Source organism: Flavobacterium rhamnosi, assembly GCF_048286515.1.
Taxonomy (GTDB): domain Bacteria; phylum Bacteroidota; class Bacteroidia; order Flavobacteriales; family Flavobacteriaceae; genus Flavobacterium.
Map to the genome: position 1 here is coordinate 1 of NZ_JBLVPS010000055.1, position 1567 is coordinate 1567.

1 protein-coding gene is annotated in these 1567 nt (G+C 32.1%); it reads left to right on the top strand.

Annotated features, from left to right (window positions below; translation table 11 throughout):
* Nucleotides 1-98 precede the first annotated feature (98 nt).
* Nucleotides 99-1058: an IS110 family RNA-guided transposase gene (locus ACNQGN_RS18890; protein WP_417989368.1), complete on the top strand. Its 960-nt coding sequence runs from the start codon at nt 99-101 to the stop codon at nt 1056-1058.
* The last annotated feature ends 509 nt before the right edge of the window (nt 1059-1567 follow it).

Sequence of the window (1567 nt, forward strand, 5' to 3'; positions counted from 1 at the left end):
TATGAAATACCCATGATTTAGCAAGCGCAAACCCCCATGAGTTTTTCACGGAACGTGAATATATTCGTAAATTAGATGTCTAAAAAACATTTAAGATTATGGAAACAGTTCAATTCGAACAGCTCATTTCTGTAGGATGCGGAATAGATGTTCATAAAGATGTTATCGTAGCGACCATTCGCAAGAGTAACAAAGATTATCAAACCAAAAGCTTTAACGCTTTTACCGGTTCATTGATAGATTTGAAGGATTGGTGTAAATCAGAAAAAGTTACCCATATCGCAATGGAGAGTACTGGAATCTATTGGAAACCACTATTCAACATTCTCGAAGAGGATTTTGAGATAATATTAGTTAACGCTCGGCATATAAAAAATGTTCCTGGGCATAAAACGGATAAGAAAGATAGTATTTGGATTAGTAAATTACTATTAAGTGGGTTACTCAAAGGTAGCTTTATTCCTCCGGTAGAGATACGAGAATTACGCGATTTAATTCGATATAAGAAGAAAAAAACTCAATTCATCGCATCAGAAAAAAACAGGATGATAAAATTTTTAGAAGATTGTAATATTAAATTAAGCAGTGTAGTTTCCGACACACAAGGAGTAAGCGCAACAAAAATCATCAACGATATTATTGATGGTAAAAATGATGTTATTCATTTATTGACTCATATACATGGCAAAATAAAAGCCAGTAAAGAAGATATAGCCAAAGCCTTAACAGGAAGAATAACGCCACATCATCAATTTATGCTTAAAATGATACGAGAAACTATCGATGAAAATGAAAAATTAATTACAAAAATAGATGCTCAAATAGATTTATGTGTAGCAAAATATGAAGTAGAACTTCAACTTTTACAAACTATTGATGGAGTTGGAAGAGATACAGCGATAACGGTAATTAGTGAAATTGGGGTTGATATGAATGCGTTTCAAGACGAGCATCATTTGGCAAGCTGGGCAGGATTAAGCCCCGGAACCAATGAAAGTGCAGGTAAAAAAAAAGCACCCGAGTCACCCACGGGAACAAATACGTCCAATCCGCTTTAGTTGAAGCAGCATGGGGAGCAACCAGAAAGAAGGAGAGTTATTTAAAAGCATTTTATCATAAATTATTAATCAAAAAAGGAAGTAAGAAAGCCTTAATAGCTGTAAGCCATAAAATAATCAAAGCAACGTATCATATTCTCAATAATAAAGAAGAATATAAAGAACCATTGTTGCAAATAGAAAGATCAAAAGAGAGAAACAAACAAAAAAATATTCAAAAAAGCGTAAGTCAATTAAGGAAATTAGGATTTAATGTTAGATTAAGTCCAACAGCATAAAGATAAATGTAAGCTCGTTTTTGTTTACTAGAATATGAAATCTGTGTATGAAATTGAGTAAAAACTGGATAAGCACAAACACCTGACGCAAAAATTAAGTAGTAATACAAAATTGGAAGCTCGAATATGAAAATTTACAATTTCTTATCCTTTTATAAAACAAAACACTGAGTAATAGAAGAATAATTTAAAAACAAAATTAACAAAGGTATCATTGCTGATTTAAGTGTC

Coding starts and splice junctions, on each gene's coding strand:
- ACNQGN_RS18890 (WP_417989368.1), top strand. CDS start 99: ATGGAAACAGTTCAATTCGAACAGCTCATTTCTGTAGGATGCGGAATA.